Origin of the sequence: Planomicrobium stackebrandtii (genome assembly GCF_030814955.1) — a bacterium.
Classification (GTDB): domain Bacteria; phylum Bacillota; class Bacilli; order Bacillales_A; family Planococcaceae; genus Planococcus; species Planococcus stackebrandtii.
The window spans coordinates 383201-401491 of sequence record NZ_JAUSWB010000004.1; the positions used below are offsets into that span (position 1 = coordinate 383201).

The 18291-nt window shown below is 44.2% G+C and carries 19 protein-coding genes; 13 read left to right on the forward strand and 6 right to left on the reverse strand.

The genetic code is table 11. The features are described from left to right. Positions 1-109: 109 nt before the first annotated feature. Positions 110-1777, reverse strand: a complete 1668-nt coding sequence (rnjA, locus tag QOZ98_RS09680; protein WP_308787257.1) for a ribonuclease J1 — start codon at positions 1775-1777, stop codon at positions 110-112. A gap of 2 nt (positions 1778-1779) precedes the next feature. Continuing rightward, the gene (locus tag QOZ98_RS09685; protein WP_142826194.1) at positions 1780-1992 is read right to left on the reverse strand and encodes a DNA-dependent RNA polymerase subunit epsilon; all 213 of its coding nucleotides are present in this window, start codon (positions 1990-1992) and stop codon (positions 1780-1782) included. Positions 1993-2277: 285 nt separating this feature from the next. Here QOZ98_RS09685 and QOZ98_RS09690 point away from each other — a divergent pair, with 285 nt between their 5' ends. Further along, complete coding sequence (locus tag QOZ98_RS09690) at positions 2278-3048, forward strand: Cof-type HAD-IIB family hydrolase (protein ID WP_308787258.1); 771 nt, start codon at positions 2278-2280, stop codon at positions 3046-3048. A 315-nt stretch (positions 3049-3363) separates the two neighbouring features. On the opposite strand, the gene def is transcribed toward QOZ98_RS09690, so the two are convergent. Further along, the gene (gene def, locus QOZ98_RS09695; RefSeq protein ID WP_308787259.1) at positions 3364-3930 is read right to left on the reverse strand and encodes a peptide deformylase; all 567 of its coding nucleotides are present in this window, start codon (positions 3928-3930) and stop codon (positions 3364-3366) included. A 146-nt stretch (positions 3931-4076) separates the two neighbouring features. On the opposite strand from def, the gene QOZ98_RS09700 reads away from it, so the two are divergent. The 6 genes from QOZ98_RS09700 (at position 4077) to QOZ98_RS09725 (ending at position 10831) form a co-directional block, all read left to right on the forward strand. After that, positions 4077-4721, forward strand: a complete 645-nt coding sequence (locus QOZ98_RS09700; RefSeq protein ID WP_308787260.1) for a YkyA family protein — start codon at positions 4077-4079, stop codon at positions 4719-4721. A gap of 253 nt (positions 4722-4974) precedes the next feature. Continuing rightward, positions 4975-6087, forward strand: coding sequence for a pyruvate dehydrogenase (acetyl-transferring) E1 component subunit alpha (gene pdhA, locus QOZ98_RS09705; protein WP_308787261.1), 1113 nt, complete (start codon positions 4975-4977; stop codon positions 6085-6087). A 3-nt stretch (positions 6088-6090) separates the two neighbouring features. Next, entirely contained in the window at positions 6091-7068 is a 978-nt protein-coding gene (locus tag QOZ98_RS09710) for an alpha-ketoacid dehydrogenase subunit beta (protein ID WP_308787262.1), read from the forward strand. Positions 7069-7096: 28 nt separating this feature from the next. Then, positions 7097-8500 (forward strand): dihydrolipoamide acetyltransferase family protein, encoded by a 1404-nt coding sequence (locus tag QOZ98_RS09715; RefSeq protein ID WP_308787263.1) that lies wholly within the window; start codon positions 7097-7099, stop codon positions 8498-8500. 5 nt (positions 8501-8505) lie between these two features. Continuing rightward, entirely contained in the window at positions 8506-9915 is a 1410-nt protein-coding gene (gene lpdA, locus QOZ98_RS09720; RefSeq protein ID WP_308787264.1) for a dihydrolipoyl dehydrogenase, read from the forward strand. Between the two features lie 85 nt (positions 9916-10000). Further along, positions 10001-10831 (forward strand): polysaccharide deacetylase family protein, encoded by an 831-nt coding sequence (locus QOZ98_RS09725; RefSeq protein WP_308787265.1) that lies wholly within the window; start codon positions 10001-10003, stop codon positions 10829-10831. Between the two features lie 39 nt (positions 10832-10870). Here QOZ98_RS09725 and QOZ98_RS09730 read toward each other — a convergent pair whose 3' ends face one another. Then, positions 10871-12340, reverse strand: coding sequence for an aminotransferase class I/II-fold pyridoxal phosphate-dependent enzyme (locus QOZ98_RS09730; protein WP_308787266.1), 1470 nt, complete (start codon positions 12338-12340; stop codon positions 10871-10873). 105 nt (positions 12341-12445) lie between these two features. Between QOZ98_RS09730 and QOZ98_RS09735 the strand changes: the two genes are divergently transcribed. Continuing rightward, the gene (locus QOZ98_RS09735) at positions 12446-13441 is read left to right on the forward strand and encodes an NAD(P)H-dependent flavin oxidoreductase (RefSeq protein ID WP_308787267.1); all 996 of its coding nucleotides are present in this window, start codon (positions 12446-12448) and stop codon (positions 13439-13441) included. 15 nt (positions 13442-13456) lie between these two features. Beyond that, positions 13457-13735 (forward strand): UPF0223 family protein, encoded by a 279-nt coding sequence (locus tag QOZ98_RS09740; protein ID WP_308787268.1) that lies wholly within the window; start codon positions 13457-13459, stop codon positions 13733-13735. A 21-nt stretch (positions 13736-13756) separates the two neighbouring features. Here QOZ98_RS09740 and QOZ98_RS09745 read toward each other — a convergent pair whose 3' ends face one another. After that, a complete protein-coding gene (locus QOZ98_RS09745; protein ID WP_308787269.1) occupies positions 13757-14398 on the reverse strand; it encodes a YktB family protein in 642 nt (213 codons plus the stop codon). A 171-nt stretch (positions 14399-14569) separates the two neighbouring features. Here QOZ98_RS09745 and QOZ98_RS09750 point away from each other — a divergent pair, with 171 nt between their 5' ends. Both QOZ98_RS09750 and QOZ98_RS09755 read left to right on the forward strand, forming a co-directional pair. Then, on the forward strand, positions 14570-14764 hold the full coding sequence (locus QOZ98_RS09750) for a hypothetical protein (RefSeq protein WP_142826207.1): 195 nt from the start codon (positions 14570-14572) through the stop codon (positions 14762-14764). 86 nt (positions 14765-14850) lie between these two features. Then, positions 14851-15642 carry an inositol monophosphatase family protein gene (locus QOZ98_RS09755; protein WP_308787270.1) on the forward strand — a complete coding sequence of 264 codons (792 nt, stop codon included), beginning with the start codon at positions 14851-14853 and terminating at the stop codon, positions 15640-15642. 34 nt (positions 15643-15676) lie between these two features. Here QOZ98_RS09755 and QOZ98_RS09760 read toward each other — a convergent pair whose 3' ends face one another. Next, positions 15677-15874, reverse strand: a complete 198-nt coding sequence (locus QOZ98_RS09760) for a YlaF family protein (protein WP_407676704.1) — start codon at positions 15872-15874, stop codon at positions 15677-15679. A gap of 111 nt (positions 15875-15985) precedes the next feature. On the opposite strand from QOZ98_RS09760, the gene typA reads away from it, so the two are divergent. Together typA and QOZ98_RS09770 are read left to right on the forward strand one after the other, a co-directional pair. Continuing rightward, the gene (typA, locus tag QOZ98_RS09765; RefSeq protein WP_142826209.1) at positions 15986-17833 is read left to right on the forward strand and encodes a translational GTPase TypA; all 1848 of its coding nucleotides are present in this window, start codon (positions 15986-15988) and stop codon (positions 17831-17833) included. 24 nt (positions 17834-17857) lie between these two features. Continuing rightward, positions 17858-18187 carry a YlaH-like family protein gene (locus QOZ98_RS09770; RefSeq protein WP_308787271.1) on the forward strand — a complete coding sequence of 110 codons (330 nt, stop codon included), beginning with the start codon at positions 17858-17860 and terminating at the stop codon, positions 18185-18187. The last annotated feature ends 104 nt before the right edge of the window (positions 18188-18291 follow it).

Below are 18291 nucleotides of genomic sequence, written 5' to 3' on the forward strand. Positions count from 1 at the left end.
TAGCAGACATCAATCTGCTGCAGCTTTTCTATTATTTCATTAAATTAACTGGCCAAAACAAAAGGTGCACCGGATAGATATCCGGTGCACCTTTTTATAGCCTGTATTATTAAACTTCCATAATCACTGGCAAAATCATTGGGCGGCGTTTTGTTTTTTCATACAAATACGGTCCAAGAACGTCAGAAATATCATTTTTCAATTCTGCCCATTCCGTGTTTTTGCTGTGTATTTTTTTATTAAGATGGCGATTCAGCATTTGCTGCGCCTCGTAAATCATAGTACCTGACTCACGCATGTAGACAAATCCGCGCGAAATGATGTCTGGACCGGAAACCATTTTATTTTTTTGCATATCTACGCTAACAACTACGATGACGAGGCCTTCTTCTGAAAGCACCCGGCGGTCACGAAGGACAATGTTGCCGATATCGCCGATTCCGCTGCCATCAATGTAAACGTCGCCGGAAGGGACCCGGCCTGCAATAGAAGCTTCGTCCTGCCCGAGTGCTAGAACTTCACCATTTTCCATGATGAATGTGTTTTCCAGTGGAACATCACATTCTACTGCCAATCCTGCATGCGTTTTTAACATCCGGTATTCACCGTGTATCGGCATGAAGTATTTTGGCTTGATCAAACGAAGCATCAATTTGTTTTCAGGCTCTGAACCATGCCCAGATGTGTGGATGTTGTTAAGTGATCCATGAATTACGTCTGCTCCAGCACGGAACAGCAGATTGATGGTACGGTTGACGCTGCTCGTATTGCCCGGAATCGGAGAAGACGAGAAGACGACTGTATCGTTTGGTTGAATCTGAATTTGACGATGAGTACCGTTGGCGATTCTCGAAAGAGCGGCCATTGGTTCGCCTTGAGAACCGGTGCAAAGAATCAATACTTCATTTGCCGGCAGGCGATTCAACGTTTGTGTATCAACAAATGCATCTTCCGGAGCGTTGATATAGCCAAGCTCGCGGCCGATTGTCATTGCATTGTCCATGCTGCGTCCAAAAACGGCAATTTTGCGTCCTTGTGCAACAGCTTCATCGGTAACTTGCTGAAGACGATAAATGTTAGAAGCAAAAGTAGCGAAAATCAGGCGACCATCGATTTTTCTCATGATGTCTTTAATGGATTCGCCGACTTTTCGTTCCGACATGGTGAAATCGGGAACTTCAGCGTTGGTGCTGTCAGACAGCAAACACAACACGCCTTCACTGCCGATTTGAGCCATTTTCAACAAGTTGGCAGGCTCTCCCACTGGAGTGAAATCAAACTTAAAGTCACCTGTGTGGACGATGTTGCCTGGTGGAGTTTTTACTACTACACCGAAAGCATCAGGAATACTGTGTGTTGTGCTGAAAAAGCTGACAGCTGTTTTGCGGAACTTGATGACATCATCTTCTGCAATTTCAGTCATTTTTGTTTGTCGCAGCAAGCCGTGTTCTTCCAATTTTTTGCGCAATAGGCCAAGTGCCAATTTGCCGCCGTATACTGGAATATTAATTTTCTTCAGCAAGTAGGGAATGCCGCCGATGTGATCTTCGTGGCCATGTGTAATAAAAAGGCCTTTAATTTTGTCGACATTTTTTACTAAGTATGTGTAATCCGGAATAACATAATCGATTCCGAGCAAATCGTCTTCCGGGAATTTAATGCCGGCATCAATCAGGATGATTTCGTCCTGGAATTGGACACCGTACGTATTTTTGCCGATTTCACCCAGTCCGCCTAAGGCGAAAACAGCTGTTTGGTCGTTCTTGACAAATTTCATCGTTATTCGATGCTCTCAACTTCGTAATATTGGCCAGCTTGTTCATACTCGAGGTGATTGCCTTCCAGTAGTTGAACAAGTTCAATATTATAGTTGCGATCTTTTAAATGGTGTCGGACTTCACGCTCGGATGCTGCTTCCACATAAAGGCTTTGGGTATTTTCACGAACTGGTACTTGAAAACGGTTTTCTTGGTAATATACTTTAAAAATCATTGTTTGCTCTCCTTTTTCCACGCTCAAATAAATGCACTTCCTTTATATTATCATGTCATTAGACTAAAATAAAGAATAGCCCTCCTTATTTATAAAGAAGGGCTAAAACGTTTATGCAATTTTCTTTTTGTTCATGATGCCATTGAGCTGTCTGAGAAGTTTTCTTTTCAAACGTTTCAGCATGGCTAACCACTCCTTAAGGCGAGTATACTGCGTTTTCTGATAATTGTAAAGAAGTCGGGCTTTTGTTTTAAAGCCTTATTAAAACTGAATGGAGACTAAAAAATGCCGAAATTATTATTGCTGGATATTGATGGAACTTTGTTGGATTCTCATAAGAAGTTGCCGCCTTCCGCTAAAGAAGCGTTGGAACAGGCGCGTAAGAATGGCCATGATTTGGCGATTGCTACCGGCCGGGGACCTTTTATGATCACTAAAATTTTAGAAGAACTGAATATCGATACGTATATTACATTCAACGGCCAGTATATTGCCCATAAAGGACAAGCCATTCACAAAGAAGCGATTGATTCGACTATGCTTAATGATATTTTTGAATTTGCAGAACAACGAAACCACCCAATAGTGTTCATGAACGAAAAGAAAATGGTTTCTTCCATCGATTTTCATCCGGACATCGATGAAAGCATCAAAACCCTGAAAATGCCCCATCCGGAAGCAGATAAGGAATTTTATTTGAACAACGAAGTTTATCAGGCGCTGGTATTTTGCGAAGAAGAAGACGAACAGCAATATCACGATACTTTTAAAGAAGTGGACTTTGTCCGTTGGCACCGGGTATCTTGTGATATCACGCCAAAAGGCGGCACAAAGGCAAGCGGCATTGAACATTTGATCCGCGCCACAGGCCATACGATTGAAGAAACAATCGCATTCGGAGACGGGCTGAACGATCTGCAGATGATGGACATCGCGGGATACAGCGTAGCAATGGAGAATGGCCACGAAGAAACAAAAAAACGCGCATCCTACGTCACCGACCACGTCGACAACGACGGATTGGCAAAAGCGTTCAAGCATTTGAAATTGATTTGATTAGAAAAGCGAAAGCAGCCGTTTAGCTCCGACAAGCGCTGGAAGCCTTACCGGTAATGGCGGTCTTTGCCATTGCTGGTAAGGCTGAAGCGACTCGAGGAGCTGGCCGCTGAAGTCTGGACAAAGAAAAGCGAAAACGGCCATTCAGCTCCGACAGGCATAAGACGATCTGGCGAAGCGGCATGTTTCCAGCCGCACAGCCAGAGTGGCTTATGACCCGAGGAGCTGGCCGTTGGAGCTGGACAATGAAGAAAAGCGAAAGCGCCTGTGTAGCTCTGACGGGCACTAGACGCAGCAACTAAAAAGAGACTCGGCTTACTCAGCCGAGTCTCTTTCAATTGCGATTGCATTTTCAATTTCAGCGAATGGATTTTTTGAATCAATGTGGTCAAAGAACATAACTCCATTCAAATGATCGAGTTCATGCTGGAAGGCGATGGCAGGCAATCCTTTTAAGCGCATTTTGATTTCTTCTCCATCTAAGTTTAACGCTTTGATGGTGACTCTGGCATACCTCGGAACGTAACCGGGAATTGCACGGTCAACAGACAAACAGCCTTCTCCGGCAGCCAGATACGCTTTCTCTACAGAATGACTGACGATTTTCGGGTTAACAGCAATCATGCTCAGATTTTCTCCAGAACTTTCATCAAAATGAAGGGCAAACATTCGTTTTGCCTCATTTATTTGGGGAGCGGCAATTCCAACTCCAGGCCGCAAATCATATTTTTCAGCCAGTTCATCGTCCTGGCTGTTAACTACATATTCCAAAAGGTCTTCGCCCAGTTTTCGATCTTCTTCAGAAAGCGGAAACTTTACATCTTCAGAACGTTTTCTGAGTGTAGGATGACCTTCACGTATTATGTCTTTCATTCGTATCAAGTGATTTCATCCTTTCAAATGGCTTGCTATACTTAATAGTATAACTCAACTCAGCAATTTTGAAAAAAGAAAAAGCTATTGGCTCAGTTGTATTTTATTGTTCTGCATACTATAGTTAATTCATGGAAATTAAGGGGTGAATCAGGATGAAAAGACTTGGGAAAATGGCTATGGTCTCCAGCCTGCTAATGTTGGCAGCATGTTCGGGATCGGGCATTCGTGAAGATTTAGATCAAGTGTTAAATGATACTTTTGACGCGGAAGAAGATTATCGGGCAGTGCAAAGCGACCTGGAAGAGCGCGAAAAAGCGGAGCAGCTATTATTTGAAGAAACAATGGCATTGACGCAGGAGCAGCAAGGCGAGGTAACAGATCAGGCGCAAGAAGCACTGGATTCAGCAGATGAGCGGCTTGGCTTCCTTCAGACTGAAAAGGATTCAATGCAGGCAGCCGAGGAAAATTTTGCTGAAATTGACAGCGTAATCGAATCGGCCGAAGAGGAATCCGTGATAGCAGATTTGGAAGCGCTGAAAGCGGAAATGCTGGAACGCTTTGCGGCACATGACGAATTTTCGGAAGCGTACGAAGAATTGATCGCTCGTCAAAAGGAATTATATGAAATGCTTCAAGATGACCAAAGCACATTGCAGATGCTCCAGGAAAAGGCTGCGGAAGTAAACTCACAAAATGAGCAAGTGCAATTGGCTGTTACAGAGTTTAATGAACTAACCCAACAGGTAAATAGTTTAAAGGACAGCACATTGGAAAATTTAAGTGAAAGTGAGGAATAAGCGGCCTATAAGGTCGCTTTTTCTGTGCTATAAAAGATGGATTGAGCAGCCGCTGTATTATAATACAGCGGTGAAAAACTACTGATACAGTTCATGGAATTCGAATTATCTTTCAATTGTTGTTGTCCTAAAATGTAAGGTTCTCTATGATTGACCGAGTTATTCTTGTGACGTATACTGAAAAGGAATGCGAAATTGTATCATAAATTGTATATAATTATCTTAATACAGATAAAAAAGGAGAGTTGCTTTTATGGCTGCGAAAAAATCACAGCAGTTCGATCCAGTGGAAACGCTTAACGCAATCGAAGAAAAGTTTGAAATGGTTCAGATTTTGAATGAGGAAGGCGAAATCGTCAACGAAGAGGCGGACCCGAAACTTTCGGATGAAGATCTTCAGGAATTGATGACTCGTATGGTTTATACCCGAATCCTTGATCAGCGTTCGATTTCATTGAACCGTCAAGGACGCCTAGGATTTTACGCTCCAACTGCGGGGCAGGAAGCTTCCCAATTAGCTTCGCATTTTGCATTGACAAAAGAAGATTTTATTCTTCCGGGCTATCGTGACGTGCCGCAATTGATCTGGCACGGCTGGCCGTTGCACCAGGCATTCCTTTTCTCCCGTGGACATTTCATGGGGAACCAAATGGCTGAAGGTTTGAACATTCTGCCTCCGCAAATTATCATAGGTGCTCAGATTATCCAGGCAGCTGGAGTAGCACTTGGTATGCAGAAACGCAAAAAAGATGCTGTTGCAGTAACTTACACTGGAGACGGCGGATCTTCACAAGGTGATTTCTATGAAGGATTAAACTTTGCAGGCGCATTCCGCGCACCGGCTATTTTCATTGTGCAAAATAACCAGTATGCGATTTCTACGCCTCGCGAACTTCAAACTTCAGCGAAGACAATTGCTCAAAAAGCGGTTTCTGCTGGAATTCCAGGCGTCCTAGTAGACGGAATGGATCCATTGGCGGTATACGCGGTAACACGCGATGCCCGTGAACGTGCTGTTAAAGGCGACGGACCGACATTAATCGAAACACTTTGCTACCGCTATGGACCACATACAATGGCTGGCGACGATCCAACACGCTACCGGACTTCAGACATCGACAGCGAATGGGAAAAGAAAGATCCGCTTGTTCGTTTCCGCAAATACCTGGAAGCAAAAGGCATCTGGGATGAAGCAAAAGAAAATGAAGTAATTGAAAAAGCTAAAGAAGAAATCAAAGCAGCAATTAAAAAAGCTGACGGCGCTCCAAAACAGAAAGTATCCGATCTATTGGAGATCATGTACGAAGATGTGCCGTTTAATGTTCAGGAACAATTGGATATTTATAAAGCAAAGGAGTCGAAGTAAGCCATGGCACAATTAACAATGATCCAAGCGATTACCGAAGCTCTGAAAACAGAGATGAAGAACGATGAAAATGTTCTTGTTTTCGGTGAAGATGTAGGGAACAACGGCGGTGTATTCCGTGCAACAGAAGGTTTGCAGAAAGAATTCGGGGAAGACCGTGTTTTTGATACGCCTTTAGCGGAGTCAGGCATCGGCGGTTTGGCAATAGGTTTAGCTTTGCAAGGCTATCGCCCTGTTCCGGAAATTCAGTTTTTTGGATTCGTTTTTGAAGTGATGGACTCTATCAGCGGACAAATGGCACGCATGCGTTTCCGCAGCGGCGGCAGCCTGAACTCTCCTGTAACAATCCGTTCGCCATTCGGGGGCGGGGTTCATACACCTGAAATGCACGCAGATTCATTGGAAGGCTTAATGGCGGCTCAGCCTGGTCTGAAAGTGGTCATTCCTTCCACTCCTTACGATGCAAAAGGTTTGCTGATTTCGGCAATTCGCGATAACGATCCCGTTATTTTCCTTGAGCACATGAAGTTGTACCGCTCTTTCCGTCAAGAAGTGCCAGAAGAAGAGTATACGATTCCTCTAGGCAAAGCTGACGTGAAGCGTGAAGGCAAAGATTTGACAATTATTGCTTACGGCGCAATGGTACAAGAAAGCATGAAAGCAGCAGAAGAGCTTGAAAAAGAAAACTATTCGGTTGAAGTGGTTGATCTTCGCACCATCCAGCCGCTTGATATTGAAACAATCATTGCTTCAGTGGAGAAAACTGGCCGCGCTATGGTTGTCCAAGAAGCTCAAAAGCAAGCTGGAATTGCAGCAAGCGTTGTAGCTGAAATTACGGACCGTGCAATTTTGACATTAGAAGCTCCAGTTCTTCGCGTTACTGCACCAGACTCTGTGTTCCCATTCTCACAAGCGGAACAAGTTTGGCTGCCAAACTCGAAGGATATAGTAGAGACAGCGAAGAAAGTACTTACTTTCTAAATTAGACAGAACCGAAAGGGTGATATATATGGCTTTTGAATTTCGTTTACCGGATATCGGTGAAGGTATCCACGAAGGTGAAATTGTAAAATGGTTTGTTAAAGCGGGAGATACGATCGAAGAAGACGATATTCTTGTTGAAGTGCAAAATGACAAGGCCGTCGTTGAGATTCCATCACCTGTTTCAGGAACAGTTGAAGAGGTATTGGTTGAAGAAGGAACTGTTGCTGTAGTCGGCGACATTCTGGTTCGCATCGATGCGCCGGATGCTGAAGAAATGAACTTTAAAGGAGATCACGGGGACAAACAAGAAGCCGCTCCTGAAGTGCAAGAAGAAACAGAAGAACTAGTGCAATCCGGTACTGCTGAAGCAGGCCAGGACGTTGACAAAGCACCTGCTAAAGAAGAAGAGCCGAAAGAACAGACAGGTGCTGGAGCCCAGCCGCAAGCTGACACAACTGAAGAGTCTGATCCGAACGCACGCGTTATCTCTATGCCGTCAGTCCGCAAATTTGCGCGCGACAATGACGTTAACATCAAGCAAGTTTCAGGATCCGGCAATAATGGCCGTGTTTTGAAAGAAGATGTTGAAGCATTCATGAACGGCGATCAAAAAGCAGCAACTCCTGCGGCTTCGGCAACTTCTGAAGCACCACAAGAAGCGGGAGAAGAAAGCACCGACAAAGCGGCAGCAGCGGCACCTAAAGCAGCAGCAGCTCCTGAAGGCGAATTCCCTGAAACTCGTGAGAAAATGTCCGGTATACGCAAAGCAATCGCTAAAGCGATGGTTCACTCAAAACATACCGCTCCTCACGTTACCTTGATGGATGAAGTGGATGTTACTGAATTGGTGGCACACCGTAAAAAGTTCAAGGACATTGCAGCAGAAAAAGAAATCAAACTGACGTATTTGCCATACGTGGTAAAGGCTTTGGTCAGCACATTGCGTGAATTCCCAGCATTGAACACATCATTTGATGATGAAACAAGCGAAGTTATTCAAAAACATTATTTCAATATCGGCATTGCAGCTGATACAGAAAAAGGCTTGATGGTTCCGGTTATCAAAAACGCAGACCGTAAATCGGTATTCGCGATTTCTGATGAAATCAACGGCTTGGCAACAAAAGCGCGCGATGGTAAATTATCCGCAGCTGAAATGAAAGGCGCTTCATGCTCGATCACGAATATCGGCTCTGCCGGCGGGCAATGGTTCACACCGGTCATCAATCATCCGGAAGTGGCGATTCTTGGAATTGGCCGAATTGCAGAAAAACCAGTAATTAAAAATGGTGAAATTGTAGCAGCACCTGTGTTAGCATTGTCATTAAGCTTTGATCACAGAATGATCGATGGAGCAACTGCACAGCATGCATTAAATCACATTAAACGTTTATTAAGTCAACCTGAATTACTATTAATGGAGGCGTAAAACTTATGGTAGTAGGAGATTTTCCGATCGAAACAGACACGCTCGTAATTGGCTCAGGCCCTGGCGGCTACGTTGCAGCAATCCGTGCAGCTCAAACTGGCCAGAAAGTAACAATCGTTGAGAAAGAATACATTGGCGGCGTTTGCTTGAATGTCGGCTGTATCCCTTCAAAAGCGATGATTTCTGTTGGGCACCGTTTTGAGGAAGCTCAGCATTCAGAAGATATGGGAATTGTTGCAAAAGAAGTTTCACTCAACTTTGAAAAAGCGCAAGCGTTCAAAGATGGGGTCGTTAAGAAATTGACTGGAGGCGTTGAGTCTCTTCTAAAAGGCAATAAAGTCGAAATTTTACGCGGCGAAGCTTATTTCGTTGATGAAAATACAGTAAAAGTGATGGATGATAAGTCTTCACAAACTTATAAATTTAAAAATGCGATTATCGCAACAGGGTCACGTCCTGTGGAAATCCCGACTTTTAAATTTACAAAACGCGTAATTAATTCAACTGGAGCTTTGGCACTTACTGAGCTTCCGAAGAAACTTGTCGTTATCGGCGGCGGGTATATCGGTACAGAGCTTGGTACTGCATTTGCAAACATGGGTTCTGAAGTCACGATCCTTGAAGGCGCACCGGACATCCTTGCTGGATTTGAAAAGCAAATGACAGCAATCGTCAAAAAAGGATTGAAGAAAAAAGGCGTTGAAGTTATCACTAAAGCATCTGCTAAAGGTGTAGAAGAAACTGATTCTGGCGTTACAGTATCATACGAAGCAGGCGGGGAAGAAAAAACGCTTGAAGCTGATTATGTACTTGTAACTGTTGGCCGTCGTCCAAATACAGACGATATGGGTCTTGAAGAATTGAACTTGAACATGTCTGACCGCGGCTTGATCGAAGTCGACAAACAATGCCGTACAAACATCTCCAACATTTATGCAATCGGTGATGTGGTAGCTGGCCTTCAATTGGCGCATAAAGCTTCATATGAAGGTAAAGTTGCTGCAGAAGCAATTGCAGGCGAGAAGTCTGAAGTTGATTATATGGCTATTCCAGCGGTCTGCTTTACAGATCCGGAACTTGCAAGCGTTGGCTTGTCTGAAGAACAGGCAAAAGAAGAAGGATTTGAAGCTGCGGCTGCGAAATTCCCATTCGCTGCAAACGGCCGTGCTCTTTCATTAAACGCAACTGAAGGATTCGTGAAACTGGTTTCACGTAAATCTGACGGCTTGCTGTTAGGTGCACAAATTGTTGGAGCTGGCGCATCAGACATGATCGCTGAGCTTGGCCTTGCTATCGAAGCTGGAATGACAGTGGAAGATATCGCAATGACGATTCATGCTCACCCAACACTTGCTGAAATTACAATGGAAGCTGCTGAAGTAGCTCTTGGAACACCGATTCATATCATCAAATAAACATGGGAGCCGCTTTTGCGGCTTCTTTTTTTTGGAAAAAATTTTCTTTACATGGTAAGATTTGTTCAGTAAAGGGGTGTTTAGTTTGATACATAGAAAATGGACTGCGCTTGCAGGAATATTAATATTGATGACAGCATGCGGGCAAGAAAATGAGGCATCTTCTAATAAAGAAACGGAATCTGCAACGGCTGAAGAAACAGCAGAGGTTGTTAAACCAGAAGAAGCCGCTGAAAGCACAGAAGAACCGGCACAAGAAGAACCAGAAAAAATAAAAATGCCCGACCCGCAATACGAAATTAATTCCGCAAACTGGTCAGTGCAGCCAATCGATGGTGCGGAAGAAAAAGTTGTGCTGCTGACTATTGACGATGCGCCAGATAAGCATGCAATGGAAATGGCAGAAACCTTGAAAAGCCAAAACATCCCAGCAATTTTTTTCGTCAATGGCCATTTTCTGGATACTGATGAAGAAAAACAACAACTAAAAGACCTGCATGAAATGGGGTTCGCGATCGGCAACCATACCAACAGCCATCCGAACTTAAGAGATCTGACTGAACAGCAGCAGAGTGAAGAAATTTTGCAATTGAATGATACAATCGAACAAATTATTGGAGAAAAGCCTAAATTTTTCCGGGCACCCCATGGAGCCAATACCGATTTCAGCAAGCAGCTCGTAAAAGAGCAGGAAATGGTGCTCATGAACTGGACTTACGGCTATGACTGGGAACAGCAGTACCAGAATGCCCAATCCTTAACAGATATCATGGTCAATACAGAATTTCTGAACAATGGCGCCAACTTGCTGATGCATGACCGCGAGTGGACCTCGGAAGCACTTCCAGAAATTATTCAAGGCTTGAAGGACAAGGGCTATGGCTTTGTAGATCCTGCCACTATAGAGGGCATTTAAAAAGATCCAAGAGCAGAGGCTCTTGGATCTTTTGTGTGTTTATCTGATAGCTTGCTGTTCTTTTATAACGCGCAGCATCTTCAGTGTATCGTCTTCTGGTCCTTGTACCGGCAAGCCGGCAGCAACGTTCATATGGATATAATTGATGTTTTCTTCTGTGATGATTTCGCCGGGAATGAAAATAGGAATGCCTGGCGGATAAACCATGATGAATTCGGCGGAAATGCGGCCCACAGCGTCATCGATGGAAATGACTTCGGTTGTCGCGTAAAAAGCATCGCGCGGTGTCATGGCGAGGCGTGGGATATCCGGCAGCAGCACGACTGGTTCGATAATAGCCGCATCACTGTCAAAAGCCTCACTCATGCGCTGCAGGGCATTAATCAATAAGTTTAATTCTTTGCGGGTGTCACCAATCGTCACCAGGCAGAGAATATTGTATAAATCGGAAAGTTCAATTTCAATATTGGCGTTTTCTCTCAGCCATTCTTCAGCTTGATGGCCAGTAATGCCTAAATTTTTGACTGTGATCAGCAACTTTGTCGGATCCATATCAAAAGTGGCTGATGAATTCAGCAATTCCTTGCCGACGCAGTGCAAATGAGGAATCTTATTGATGCGCTTGCGTGCATCCTGAGCCAACCGAATCGCCTGGTCTATCAAATCATAGCCATGGATAGCCAATTGGCGGCGTGCGGTGTCGAGGGATGCGAGAATCGGATAGGAAGTCGATGTAGTTGTCAGCATAGACAAAGTAGACTGTACGCGTTTGGGCGATACTAAGCCTTCCCGGACATTTAGTACGGAACTTTGCGTCATGGATCCGCCAAGCTTATGGACTGAAGTTGCTGCCATATCGGCCCCTGCCGCCATTGCCGATACGGGCAGAGATTTGTGGAAATGAATATGGACACCATGTGCTTCATCAACCAATACAGGTACGTTTCGTGCATGCGCAATATCGACAATTCGTTTTAAATCAGCAGCTACACCGAAATAAGTCGGATTGATGACTAAAACCGCTTTGGCATCAGGATATTCGATCATCGCTTTTTCTACTGCTTCGGCTGAAATACCGTGCGAGATGCCAAGTTCTGGATCTACTTCCGGGTGGATGAAAATTGGAATAGCTCCGGCAAAGACGATGGCAGACATAATAGATTTGTGAACATTGCGTGGCACCAATATTTTGTCATTGGGACCGACGACGCTCAGGATCATAGTCATGATGGCGCCGCTTGTGCCTTGTACTGAAAAGAATGTGTAATCTGCGCCGAATGCCTTGGCAGCTAATTCCTGCGCTTCTTTGATCGCGCCTTTAGGCGAATGCAAATCGTCCAGAGGAGCGATGTTTATTAAATCGATGGATAAAATATTATCGCCGACAAATTCCCGGAATGCGGGATCGACGCCCTGGCCTTTTTTGTGACCGGGAATATGGAATTGGATCGGGTGCCGGTTTCGATGCTTTAAGAGCGCATCAAATAACGGAGTTTCTAATTGAGACAATGATAAGCCCACCTCACTATATAAAATGAAAACAAAAAGAATTATAGCATGATGCTACTCGCTATAGTACAAAATAAAAGGATTTTCTGTTGCAGAAGCGAATACATGACATATAGAGAGAAAAGGAGTGAGTCGATGGAATTCAAAACGAGAGTGACAGAACTATTGGGAATCCGCTATCCTATCATACAGGGAGGCTTGGCTTATTTAGCCTATGCGGAATTAGCGGCGGCTGTTTCGAATGCTGGCGGGCTCGGACAAATTACAGCAATGAGCTTAGCCACACCTGAAGAATTGCGGAAAGAAATACAAAGTGTAAAGAAATTGACGGACAAGCCTTTTGGTGTTAATTTTGCGATTGGCGATCATGGGCGTGCATTTTCACATATGCTGGACGTAGCAATCGAAGAAAAGGTGCCGGTGGTTTCGATGACGGGCGGTAATCCGACCCCAATATTTGAACAGCTGAAAGGGACAGATATAAAAAAATTAGTCTTAGTAGCTGCAAGGCGGCAGGCAGAAAAAGCAGAAAGCTTAGGTGCTGACGCTGTGATGGTCGTGGGCCAAGAAGGCGGCGGACATTTAGGGCGTGACGACATCGGAACAATGGTATTGATTCCGCAAGTAGTGGATGCCGTGAAAATTCCAGTGATCGCTTCGGGCGGAATCGGCGATGGCAGAGGATGGATGGCTGCTCATGCACTCGGTGCAGAAGGCATTGAGATGGGTACACGCTTTATCGCAACCAAAGAATGCGTTCATGCTTCACAAGCCTATAAAGACCAGCTGGTCAGCAGCTCGGAGAACGATACGGTTATCATCAAACGCAGCATCGGAGCTCCGGCACGGACCCTGCGCAGCAGCTGGACGGACAAGATTCTGGAAATCGAGAGCAAGACGCCGACTTACGAGGCCTTGAAAGAGTTTATCAGCGGTGAAGCCAACAAACGCTTTATTTATGATGGAGAAAAAGATCAGGGCTTTGGGTGGGCCGGGCAGGTCACAGGGCTGATCAAAGATGTTCCGACGGTTCAGGAACTGATCGACGACATGGTCAGACAAGCTGGAGAAGTCCGGAAAAAATGGGCAATCACTGAATGAAAAGAGGGATGAAAAATGGATTATTCCTATCCATTTTCGATTGAATGGTCTACAGAAGAAATCATTGATGTTGTAAGTTTTTTCGAAGGCATCGAACTGGCTTATGAGAAAGGCATCAATCGGCAGGAATTACTGACGCGTTACCGCAAATTCAAGCAGGTGGTTCCTGCGATATCGGAAGAAAAAACCTACTTCCGTGAATTTGAAGAAGAAAGCGGCTATGCCAGTTTCCCGGTTATAAAAGAAATGAAAGCAGGAACCGGCAGCGAAAGCATCAAACTGAAAAAGAAATGACAGCAAAAAGAACCTGCAGCCTCAGCGGCTGACAGGTTCTTTTATTGGTTGGAGCAAGGCATCGTATACAGGTAATAAAGCATCGAAGGTTTCTTCGGCGAATTGCAGAAACTGTTCCTTATTTAAAGAAGCAGCCTGCTCTCTTGTCAAATGGCGGCCTATCACAAATTCGCCTTTTTTTACGTCGCGCAGGCGAATCAACAACTTTTCAATGCCTTCCTTACCTAATTCGATCAAGGAATCGGCTTGTGGTTTCATATGGTCGCCGGAAGCAACAAAGTCTTCTGACAGGTGATTCAGTACTTCCGAACGAAGCAGGTTTTCAGCCATCGATGTTTTATTCGGTGCTTCGTAAATCACAGCGAGAATAACGAATACATGGCTTTCCCACATGCCAATCTGAAAATGGGGCACCGCTTTATATCCTCTTTTGTAAGGGGCAAAAGCTACCCAGCTGTCGTTCGGTGGATTGACGGTTCTTCGCATATGCTTGGCAACATGCGGAAAAAACTCATCTCCAGTTTTTCCGGAAAAGTATGATGACACTTCAGTGCCAAGCTCTTCGAACTTTGGACGTACGTATTCTTTCAATGCATTCATCCGGGTATCTAGACCAGGAGTGTTAAAAACTTCGAAATCTTGTTCATTCCAGTAAGGCTTCAAGTAAATATCCTCCTTATAAATAGGTAATCAGGTTTCATTTTAACGAAGTTTGGGAAAAAAGAATATAAATACGATTCTGCCAATGGATTTCAGTCGCATAAAGTGGTATTATAATAATTGTAACAAGATTAGTCAGAATTTTCGGAGTATGATGAGAAAGGGGTGCTCATTATGAAACAGATGATTCAGATAATCCGCAAAGCGGATGTAGAGAAGGAATATGTGCACGTGCTGAAACTGGAACTAGATTATGAGCTTGCGTCATTATTCGATGCAATGCAGCAGAAAGATGATAATCAAATTTCAAAAAGCAAGCTGCGTCTCCAAGAGATTCACGTAGAACTGGAGGCCCTCCATGCGCTCTAATCCATCTATACATTAAAGGCATCTGCTGAAGTAAGACAGCAGATGCCTTTTTCGTTATACTGAAATAAATGAGGAGGAATGCATACATGGACTTGCATGCTATGGACAATTACATAAAGTCGCTCATAAAAGAGGCGGGTCACCGAATCCGCAATTCATTTTTGACCGACATCACAATTGAGTCGAAATCAAATGCCAATGATTTGGTGACGAATATCGACAAGGAAATCGAACAATTCTTCATTGGGCGTATCCGCAGGGATTTTCCGGGTCACCGAATTTTCGGAGAAGAAGGCTTTGGAGACGACATCCAGGATTCAGAAGGGGTTATTTGGCTGCTGGATCCGATTGATGGCACCATGAATTTTGTCCATCAGAAACGAAATTTTGCCATTTCATTGGGCATCTATGAAGACGGGGTCGGTAAACTCGGTTATATCTACGACGTTGTCAACGATGATTTATACCACGGTGCCAAAGACGGCGGGGCTTATTACAACGATGAACAGCTGAAGCCATTAATGGAAACAGTAATCACCGAATCGATTGTAGCCATGAATGCTACCTGGGCGGTGCCAAACCGCCGCATAGATCACGAAGCTGCCATCCAGTTGATTCGCGACGTTCGCGGAATGCGTTCTTATGGCTCAGCTGCCCTCGAACTGGCCTATTTAGCAAGTGGACGCGTAGATGCTTATATTTCCATGAGGCTATCTCCGTGGGATATTGCCGGCGGCATGGTCATTGCGCAGGAAGTAGGAGCGGTAACGACGAATTTTAAAGGTGACTCTGCGAACTTATTGAAACAAGATACATTCATCGCAGCCAATCCAGCAATACATCAGGAGCTATTAAATAAATATATTCGGCTCAAGTAAAAAAAGATGCGGAATTCCGCATCTTTTTTTATACTTATAGTAATCCGGCTTCCCGCATTTCTTTTTTCTTTTTGAAGCCCATGCCCATGATGAGACAAAGCAATAAGATTGCCGCAAATATGCCAATTACACTGCGCAGGCCAACAGCTAAGCCAATTCCGACCATGGCCAGTATTGCTGCCAGGGAATACAATACAAAAATCCATTTCGTGTTTTTAATTAAGCTTTTCACTCGATTTTCCTCCCGTAGCTTAGTGCCTGAAATAAAATCTTAGGGTTTTACACCTATATGTGCTATACTAGCACAGTTATAGACATGAAAAAAGAATATTGGAGTGAAATTATGACTAAATTACGTAACGACCTAAGAAACATTGCAATTATTGCCCACGTTGACCATGGTAAAACAACTCTAGTGGATCAGCTTCTACAACAATCCGGAACTTTCCGTTCGAACGAACATGTTGACGAACGCGCGATGGATTCTGGCGATATCGAAAGAGAACGCGGAATTACAATTCTTGCGAAAAATACTGCAATCCAATACAAAGACGCTAAAATCAACATCTTGGATACTCCTGGACACGCTGATTTCGGTGGAGAAGTTGAACGTATCATGAAAATGGTTGATGGTGTTCTATTAGTAGTAGACGCTTATGAAGGCTGTATGCCACAAACGCGCTTCGTACTGAAAAAAGCATTGGAACAAAACCTGAAGCCAATCGTTGTTGTAAACAAAATTGACCGTGACTTTGCACGTCCTGAAGAAGTGGTTGACGAAGTCATCGAATTGTTCATTGAACTTGAAGCGAATGACGATCAATTGGAATTCCCGGTTATTTTTGCATCAGGTATGAACGGCACAGCAAGTCTTTCTTCAGATCCTGCTGATCAGGAAGAAAACATGCAGGTCATTTATGATGCGATCCTGGAACACGTCCCAGCGCCAATCGATAACAGAGATGAGCCACTTCAGTTCCAGGTTGCTCTTCTTGATTATAGTGATTATGTTGGACGTATCGGAATCGGCCGCGTATTCCGCGGGACGATCGAAGTTGGACAATCTGTTTCTTTGATGAAACTTGACGGTTCATTCAAAAACTTCCGTGTTACGAAAATGCATGGTTTCATGGGCCTTAAACGGGTGGAAATCGAAAAAGCGGAAGCTGGCGACTTGATTGCCATTTCTGGTATGGAAGACATCAACGTAGGGGAAACTGTTTGTCCACAGGATCATCAGGAAGCATTGCCGATCCTGCGCATCGATGAACCTACTTTACAAATGACTTTCCTAGTAAACAATAGCCCATTTGCAGGTAAAGAAGGTAAATGGATTACTTCTAGAAAAATTCAGGAACGTTTGGACGCTCAGTTGCAGACTGATGTATCTTTACGTGTAGAACCTACAGATTCACCTGACGCTTGGGTTGTATCTGGACGCGGAGAGCTGCATTTGTCGATCCTTATCGAAAACATGCGCCGTGAAGGATTTGAAATTCAAGTTTCAAAACCTGAAGTTATCGTACGTATGGTTGACGGAGTTCGCTGCGAACCAGTAGAACGTGTTCAAGTAGATGTACCTGAAGAGTATACAGGTTCAATCATCGAATCATTAGGTGAACGTAAAGGCGAGATGCTGGATATGGTCAACAACGGCAGCGGACAAGTTCGTTTAGTGTTTAACGTACCAGCACGTGGATTGATCGGTTACACAACTGAGTTCTTGACACAGACTCGCGGATACGGAATCATCAACCATACATTCGACAGCTACCAGCCAGTTGCTTCTGGCCGTGTGGGCGGACGTCGCCAGGGAGTATTGGTATCTATGGAGCGCGGTAAAGTTTCGACTTACGGCTTGATGGGCATTGAGGACCGTGGTACTGCATTTGTTGAAGTCGGTGCTGAAATCTACGAAGGCATGATCGTCGGAGAACATAACCGCGACAGCGATTTGACAGTGAATATTGTAAAAATCAAAGCTGCAACAAACATTCGTTCAGCTAACAAAGACCAGACAACTACGATGAAAAAAGCACGTTTGATGAGTCTTGAAGAAGCTCTTGAATACTTGAACGATGATGAGTATTGCGAAATTACACCACAAACGATTCGTTTGCGCAAAAAAATTCTTGATAAAAACGAACGTGAACGTATGGCTAAGAAAAAGAAAGTTGCCATCGAAGAATAAGCGAATGGGAAGGATGTATAGCCCGTGGACGATCAAGCTTTTGTCTATGACCATATGTATCCGGTAGCCCGAATTCTATATCAGAATCTGCCGAGCTATGAAATGGCGGGATACGCATTGTTTGCGGTAATTTTCCTGCTTTCGGCATTCGTCTATAAATTGGGGTTTGCTAAAAAGTTATCAATTGGAAAAAATGCATTGATTGGCCTGTTTCTGGCAGTCGGCGGTTTGGGGCTTACGTTTCTGGCCTTTTTCCTGCCGATTGTGGAAGGGCTCGTTATTGCAGCGCTCATACTGATTCTTTATAAAATCCGCCTATGGCGCGAAAAACGCGAAAACGCTGTATCTCATTGAGATACAGCGTTTCAGCTTGTTGAGAAACTAAGATTTTATTCGTTTTTACTTAGTTTAGGTTATGTAGTAAAAAAAGAATCTGAAGTTTTTAGGTCCTTCTGCTA

Coding starts and splice junctions, on each gene's coding strand:
- rnjA (WP_308787257.1), bottom strand. CDS start 1,777: ATGAAATTTGTCAAGAACGACCAAACAGCTGTTTTCGCCTTAGGCGGA.
- QOZ98_RS09685 (WP_142826194.1), bottom strand. CDS start 1,992: ATGATTTTTAAAGTATATTACCAAGAAAACCGTTTTCAAGTACCAGTT.
- QOZ98_RS09690 (WP_308787258.1), top strand. CDS start 2,278: ATGCCGAAATTATTATTGCTGGATATTGATGGAACTTTGTTGGATTCT.
- QOZ98_RS09700 (WP_308787260.1), top strand. CDS start 4,077: ATGAAAAGACTTGGGAAAATGGCTATGGTCTCCAGCCTGCTAATGTTG.
- pdhA (WP_308787261.1), top strand. CDS start 4,975: ATGGCTGCGAAAAAATCACAGCAGTTCGATCCAGTGGAAACGCTTAAC.
- QOZ98_RS09710 (WP_308787262.1), top strand. CDS start 6,091: ATGGCACAATTAACAATGATCCAAGCGATTACCGAAGCTCTGAAAACA.
- QOZ98_RS09715 (WP_308787263.1), top strand. CDS start 7,097: ATGGCTTTTGAATTTCGTTTACCGGATATCGGTGAAGGTATCCACGAA.
- lpdA (WP_308787264.1), top strand. CDS start 8,506: ATGGTAGTAGGAGATTTTCCGATCGAAACAGACACGCTCGTAATTGGC.
- QOZ98_RS09735 (WP_308787267.1), top strand. CDS start 12,446: ATGACATATAGAGAGAAAAGGAGTGAGTCGATGGAATTCAAAACGAGA.
- QOZ98_RS09740 (WP_308787268.1), top strand. CDS start 13,457: ATGGATTATTCCTATCCATTTTCGATTGAATGGTCTACAGAAGAAATC.
- QOZ98_RS09750 (WP_142826207.1), top strand. CDS start 14,570: ATGAAACAGATGATTCAGATAATCCGCAAAGCGGATGTAGAGAAGGAA.
- QOZ98_RS09755 (WP_308787270.1), top strand. CDS start 14,851: ATGGACTTGCATGCTATGGACAATTACATAAAGTCGCTCATAAAAGAG.
- typA (WP_142826209.1), top strand. CDS start 15,986: ATGACTAAATTACGTAACGACCTAAGAAACATTGCAATTATTGCCCAC.